The sequence below is a fragment of the Thauera butanivorans NBRC 103042 genome (assembly GCF_001591165.1).
Taxonomy (GTDB): domain Bacteria; phylum Pseudomonadota; class Gammaproteobacteria; order Burkholderiales; family Rhodocyclaceae; genus Thauera; species Thauera butanivorans.
Window position 1 is genome coordinate 1 of the sequence record NZ_BCUG01000102.1, and the last position, 5894, is coordinate 5894.

General features: G+C 62.2%; 9 protein-coding genes. 2 read left to right on the forward strand and 7 right to left on the reverse strand.

The window, feature by feature from the left end; genetic code table 11:
* The 7 genes from TBU01S_RS22225 to TBU01S_RS22250 all read right to left on the reverse strand — a co-directional run.
* Nucleotides 1–211, reverse strand: a 211-nt coding sequence (locus tag TBU01S_RS22225; protein ID WP_157659255.1) for a hypothetical protein, incomplete at its 3' end; no start/stop codon positions are given.
* Nucleotides 212–214: 3 nt separating this feature from the next.
* The gene (locus TBU01S_RS22230; RefSeq protein ID WP_157659256.1) at nt 215–892 is read right to left on the reverse strand and encodes a hypothetical protein; all 678 of its coding nucleotides are present in this window, start codon (nt 890–892) and stop codon (nt 215–217) included.
* 34 nt (nt 893–926) lie between these two features.
* On the reverse strand, nt 927–1262 hold the full coding sequence (locus TBU01S_RS25200; RefSeq protein ID WP_068639672.1) for a Mor transcription activator family protein: 336 nt from the start codon (nt 1260–1262) through the stop codon (nt 927–929).
* 354 nt (nt 1263–1616) lie between these two features.
* On the reverse strand, nt 1617–1829 hold the full coding sequence (locus TBU01S_RS24225) for a hypothetical protein (protein WP_157659257.1): 213 nt from the start codon (nt 1827–1829) through the stop codon (nt 1617–1619).
* On the reverse strand, nt 1819–2472 hold the full coding sequence (locus tag TBU01S_RS22240) for a hypothetical protein (protein WP_068639673.1): 654 nt from the start codon (nt 2470–2472) through the stop codon (nt 1819–1821). Before TBU01S_RS22240 ends, TBU01S_RS24225 begins: the two co-directional genes overlap by 11 nt.
* On the reverse strand, nt 2469–4145 hold the full coding sequence (locus TBU01S_RS22245; protein ID WP_068639674.1) for an AAA family ATPase: 1677 nt from the start codon (nt 4143–4145) through the stop codon (nt 2469–2471). The genes TBU01S_RS22240 and TBU01S_RS22245 overlap by 4 nt, the downstream gene beginning before the upstream one ends.
* 377 nt (nt 4146–4522) lie before the next feature.
* Nucleotides 4523–4792, reverse strand: coding sequence for a hypothetical protein (locus tag TBU01S_RS22250; RefSeq protein ID WP_068639675.1), 270 nt, complete (start codon nt 4790–4792; stop codon nt 4523–4525).
* Between the two features lie 230 nt (nt 4793–5022).
* On the opposite strand from TBU01S_RS22250, the gene TBU01S_RS23490 reads away from it, so the two are divergent.
* Together TBU01S_RS23490 and TBU01S_RS24640 are read left to right on the forward strand one after the other, a co-directional pair.
* Entirely contained in the window at nt 5023–5601 is a 579-nt protein-coding gene (locus tag TBU01S_RS23490) for a Mor transcription activator family protein (RefSeq protein ID WP_083953803.1), read from the forward strand.
* 55 nt (nt 5602–5656) lie between these two features.
* Nucleotides 5657–5894, forward strand: a 238-nt coding sequence (locus TBU01S_RS24640; RefSeq protein ID WP_217999684.1) for a hypothetical protein, incomplete at its 3' end; no start/stop codon positions are given.

Consider the following 5894-nt stretch of genomic DNA (forward strand, 5'->3'; position numbering starts at 1 on the left):
CGGTGAACCGGGTTTCAGCCGTGCCGAGGAAGTTGTGATAGCGCATCTTGTTGCAGTCGGCGAGTTGCCCACTCATTCGCTCGTCGCCGGTGATCGTGACGTAGGCCTCGCGCAACGAAACGATTTCGCCCGCACCTTTTCCGCTCAATACCCGATCCAGAATGTCATCCGCCGGGCAGCGCAGAGACTGCATATTCACTCGCTTTTTCATCAGTCACATCCCTTCCAGCTCAAAGCCGTCGCGCCGCAGCCGCTCCATCAGCGCATGCTGACGCTGCGCGACCGCTTCTGCGAAAGCCCGATCCCCCGGGCGCATCACCGGCGCCAGCGTCCTGCCATCGCCTGGCCTCACCTGCGGCAGCACGACGCCACCATCAAAGCCGTTCGAATTGCCCACACCGAGCCTGATCATCAGACCCTGCACCGCCCACAGTTCCAGCGCAGCCTCGGCAAGTTCATGAACGAACGTGTTGTAGTGCTCGGCGGCGGCTGCAAAGGCCTCATCCAACGCGCCCCCCAATTCCCGCTGCACGGCGTGCTCGAGGCGTCGCAATTGCAGCGCCTCGGCCTGGCGCCGGGCCGCCAGTTCCACGGCGACCGCCTCGGCGTCCTCGATCTCCTGCCGCATGGCGGCAATGCGTTGCACCACTCCCTGAATGTCGGCAACCTCCCCACCGAGTAGCGCATTTACGGCCACGGATGCCTTGGACCTCTCCAGCGCCCCCAACTCGCCCCGCAGCGAGCCCACCCGGGCACGCTCGCTGCGCGCGAGATCATCCATGTGCGCCACCTTGGCCCGATGGGCGCGCAGCGCCTCGCGCGGCGCGGTGTCCATCGGCGCGGAAGGCGACGTGTCGCCGCTGCCCCGCTCATGCTTCTTCATGAATTCCATCTGATGCCTCTCCACTGTTCCCGGTTGTCCGCGCTCACGCTCCTTTCCCTTTTCGTCTGCCCGTCCGGACTTCCTCGATGATCTGTCTCACGCGCATCACAGAAACCCCGTACTTCCTGGATAACTCCATCTGGTTCTCCCCATTGAATTCGGCATACATCCGGCTGTTGCGTTGGTCGTGCAAGCCATACGGACGCGATGGGATATAGACGCTCGCCCCCCCGAATGCCCCTCTGACTTTCCGCACGCACTCCTCCACGACCGCCCCCGCCGCGCCGTCATCGACTCCGCAAGCATTCAGGCCACGCCGCAGCGAGCATTCGAGGACTTCGAAGAACTCGTGGCCGCGCGCCCGCTTCCGATCTTTCACCCCACCCCCCCGTGCGCTACTTATCCTGATGCCGCACGGTAAAACCCTTTACTAAAACGCTTGGACTAAAACCCTTTAGGCTTTTTGCGCACGAGAAACAGGGAACACACAGAAGAAGGGGCAAAATCCGGCCCCGTAGGCGATTTCATGGGGCCCGCAATACGCAGGGCACTTCCGGCCCGGAAAGCGCCCGCGTAACACGCGTAACACGCGTTACACACGACTTTCAGCGGGAAGCCGGCCCGTAAACGACGAAGCGCCCCGAAGGGCGCCCCGTTTCCTGCTTCAACCGATCACCGCACCACCAGGGCAGTCCAGGCAATGGAGCCCAAAGTGGACGTTGACGTCCACTTCTCAAGCGATGCCGCGCACCACCAGGTAGTCCAAGCCATCCGCACCGCGGGCGCGCACCACACGAAAACCCGTCAGCTTTCGCAGGCCACCGCCGCGCCCCGAACGGCCCATGCGTACCTCGGCCGCAACAGTCGCCAGGCGATCAGCCCACGACTGGCGCGCTTCACGCTTCAGAAATGCGGCCCGCTCGGCCGCTGCAGCATCATTTGGCATCGTCCGCCTCCACCGTCTCCGCGGCCCAGCCCAGAGCATTCATGTACTCAGCCGCCATCCGCTGCGTGCGCCGATACTTCTTGAGCGCTTCCGCATCGAGCACACTTACCTCGGCCAGCGCTCCGCTAAGGCTCCGCTTCACTTCCACCTCCAACCCACGCGAGGTGACCAGCCCATTGAACGACTCCCACGCCTGCGCCAGGCCCTCGTTCCCATCCACCACCTCGGCCATCTGCTGCGCCAAGCGAGTCAGATCGGCCATTGAAGTATCCGCCCGTGACGCCGCTATCAGCGCCTCCAGCGCAACTTCGGTATGGTGCTGCCAGTACGCCCCCGCCTTGATCGCCCTGCGGATACTCGCATCCATCCCATCCACCGGGTCCGCCAAGTCATGATCATGATGCGGTAGCACCTCGATCGCGAGTTGAAGCATGTCTTCAATATCCGACATGTCACTGCCCGTCACTTTCGTAGGATGATGAGCACCCAAATCCCTCACCCGAAACAACATCATGCCGAGAAGCGCCCGTCCTTTACGCAACCGCTCCGATACATCGAGCACGTGATTATTGATTTCGCGCGAGATTGATTTCACGGCCTCGCCGAAACCCAGCTCATCCACCTGAATACCGTGCGTGCTCATTTCGCACCCCCCACTTGAATCTGACACATGGCCAGTTTCTCGTTCAGCCCGGGCTGGCCAAGCAGCACGATCGAAAGCAGTTTTCCGAGGCCGTCCCCTATCTCCAAAAGGCGATTTAGGTATTTCAGCGTATGAATGTTGAGCTCGTGCGCGTCATCGATCATCAGCACATGGGTTTGGCCGCTACGGCCCGACTCGATCAGCACCTTCTCGACCCGACGTGTCAGCTCATACAGGCTAGGATCGAACTCCTCGTCGAGGTACTTATCATTGGGTTTCACGTCGTGCAGAATTGCATAGCAAACGCAGGATTCCGTCATTTCCTCTTTGTCGAAGATCACGGGCCGGATGACAACGATCGGGGCACATTCGCGCTTGATGTGTTCGATGGTTTCGCGGAGCAGCGTAGTCTTGCCGCTCCACGATTCTCCCACCACAGCAATGAACCTTCCCCCCGACCTGGCAGCCAGGAACATAGCTTCACGAGCATGCCGGACGGCAAGCTCCTCATCCGCGCAAAGAGGCAAACGTGCGTCACGCGGGATCACATCGAGGCCAAACCGAGGTGCCGGCAGAGGATAGAGCAGCAGCTTGGAATGAGCATGCTCGCCAGTTTCAACCTCGCGGGGACCGGGCGTGACGAACACCGTCTCACCGGCCATGATTTCCGGTATCTCGCTCACATCGTATTCCACGCCTCGAAACGACACCGTGAGCCTGCGAGAGACCGTACGAACCTCGGCCTGGTCCGACTGCTTGGCAGTCGAGTAAATTCGGCGCAGCGATTCAGGCGGCACCCCCATCGACACATCTCCGCCGTCCCACGACACAGAAACAGAACCGTCCGGATACACCGACTGCACGATGCCCAGGCGGCCATCGCCGGTGTGAACCACGCGGTCCCCAGCCATCAACGGGGAGCACAGCAGCTCAGGCGCAGACGATGCCGCAGTCGGGGCAGGGCGCTCCACCAGGCGCAGCAGCTTGCGCGGCATGCGTTCATGGCCCATGCCCTCCGGCTGCGGCTCGCCATCGTCCCAGCACACGCACGCGCTGCCATCCGGGTAGACCTTCACCACGCGGCCTTGTCGCCCCGCATGGATGCTGCTGACCACATCGCCGGCCTGCAGCGGATCGGCGCAGGTACGGCCTTCAATGCCAGCCCGTACCGCTGCTCGCAATTTCGCCACGCTCATGCCGGCGATGTCCTCGACGGACAGCCCGCCCGTCTGACCCGTCAGCGCAAGCTCTTCGAACTGCTCGTCATCCAGTGTCAGCAGCTCGAAAAGCTTGGTCTGATTGCCGACCGCTTCAAGCAAACTTGCCGACGTCGGCAAATTTGAGAGCCTCCACGCGGACCGCATGAACTTGTGTGCAACATTCCGGTGAAGCCCGATAACTTTCAACCGGTTGATGAAATTCCCGTGGCCGCATACTTCCTTGAGTACGATCAGCGCACGCCCGACATGCAGGCAATCCTCCACCGTGCGGCGCAGGTGGGCGGCAATGTCACGCTGGATCGAATCGGGATCGAGGCGGGCTTCCGGCAGCGCGTACCCCAGCCGCATCGCCTCGGCGCGGACGCGGCTTTCTGTGCATGTCGGGATCAGGCCGATGTCGGCGGATAGGGCAGGGGAATGGAGCGCGCGTGCGCCCGGGTGATGGATGCTCATGGTGTATGCCTCATTCACGGTTTGTAACCGCCTGCCCGCTCTCAAACGGGTGGGCGACCGAAACGAAGGTTGAGAGACCGATGAGGCACCGGCGAGCCTTGCGGCTCCCTTCGCCCGGCCGCCCATAAGGGCACACCAAGCAGCAAAAAAGCCACCAGCATGGTTGCATAGTGGCTTGATCGCCACCTCATTCGGGCTCTCACCCCCGGCGCGGGTTGTTTGACCGCGCAGAGGCACTATAGCATGGCGAGGTTGGTGGGTCGCAAGGGCAAATGTGCCGACGTCGGCACATTTGGGAACTGGGGTCACACCATGCGCGCAGATCGCAGGTCAAATGCTGCGACGTCGCAGCATTTGCCTGAAGCGAAGCGCCCTTTTTACCACCCTATACCCCTTCGATCCCGTAACCGCGCTGCCCGCACCGCGCGCGCCGCCGACAGCTCCCCGCACAGCCACTTCAGCGTCCCCCGCGCCGCCTCGTCCAGCTCGGGCGCGCTCGGCCAGTGCTTCCGGCTCAGGGCCTGCTCCATCGGCGCCAGGTCCACCCCGCACTCCATCTCCAAGCTCGCCGCCAGATATAGCCAAGCCTGCGCCAGGGCGTTCATCTGCGCTTCCAGCTTCAACACTCGGGTTTCCGTCGAGTTCATGGCCCTTCTCCTGGTGGCGTTTCCGTGACTCCAGCTTAGGCGCGGAACCCGCCATTTCAGCACTTCCAAATGGGCATTTGATTCTCTGCGGCCCGCGTATGGCGCTTCCAGCGCAGGGGCTGCTTTCCACCCTTCGCCATGAGCAAACCACTAAAACAATTTAGCTTTAACCGGACTTTCCTTCCTTCCAGTATGCAGGCGCCCTTGATTCACCTGGAACACCTGCCGCCATGCCAACGACTGAAGAGGATGCACTCGATCTCCTGCAGTACCTTACCGAGGATGTATTGCGACCATTGGCCGGAATGGATGCCGCCGCACTTGCCGCCCGCATCAATGAGCACATTCGCCAGATCGCCGGCGGGCGCGAAGTGCGCATCCTGAGCCGTCGCCTCGCTCACCCCCGGCATGCCGACGAAGAGCCCCCCCGGCCAACACGCCCCCCGACCCTGCATAGCACTTCACCAGGCTCCAAGAATCCGGACCTGATCCGCCTCATTCTCGATTCTGTGGAATGGTTCGTCTCCCAACAGAATCCGGCGCTGCCGATGTCTCGTGTCGCAGCCATCGCCGACCAGGTTATCGACCGATGGCAGATCGATCGTAATGATCTGCGCTACATTCCGAAGGGCACCTGGCGCCGCCAACGGGCGAACGCCCGCAAGATCTACGACGAGTTCCGCACCAGCACCTACGCAGAACTCGCTGCCCGCTGGAACCTGTCGGAGATGCGCATCCGCCAGATCGTCAACAAGTTCCGCCGGGCCGAGGCTGCCGAACGCAAGGCGCAAACGCACAGCCTGATCTGACCCCGCCCCGACGCCGGGCTTCATCAGGCCGATCGTTCTCTATCGGAGCCGCACCTTGCCCAAACCGCCCTTGACCCTTCCGGCAGAACTTCAAACGGAGCTGGTCCTGCGCCTCGAAAGCGGTTGGACCCTTGATGACGCTGTTGAGTGGCTGGCAACCAAAGACATTCAGACGTCCCGTTCCGCACTCGGCAGACTCACCCACTCAGCACGCAAACTCCGCGCCTCTGCCGCCCGCTTGCAGACCCAGGGCTGCCGCAGCTACCCATTCGTCGTTGACCACCTCAAAAACT

Bases quoted from the DNA above. Each gene is read 5' to 3' on its own strand.
- TBU01S_RS22230 (WP_157659256.1), bottom strand. From the start codon at position 892: ATGGAATTCATGAAGAAGCATGAGCGGGGCAGCGGCGACACGTCGCCT.
- TBU01S_RS24225 (WP_157659257.1), bottom strand. From the start codon at position 1,829: ATGCCAAATGATGCTGCAGCGGCCGAGCGGGCCGCATTTCTGAAGCGT.
- TBU01S_RS22240 (WP_068639673.1), bottom strand. From the start codon at position 2,472: ATGAGCACGCACGGTATTCAGGTGGATGAGCTGGGTTTCGGCGAGGCC.
- TBU01S_RS22245 (WP_068639674.1), bottom strand. From the start codon at position 4,145: ATGAGCATCCATCACCCGGGCGCACGCGCGCTCCATTCCCCTGCCCTA.
- TBU01S_RS22250 (WP_068639675.1), bottom strand. From the start codon at position 4,792: ATGAACTCGACGGAAACCCGAGTGTTGAAGCTGGAAGCGCAGATGAAC.
- TBU01S_RS23490 (WP_083953803.1), top strand. From the start codon at position 5,023: ATGCCAACGACTGAAGAGGATGCACTCGATCTCCTGCAGTACCTTACC.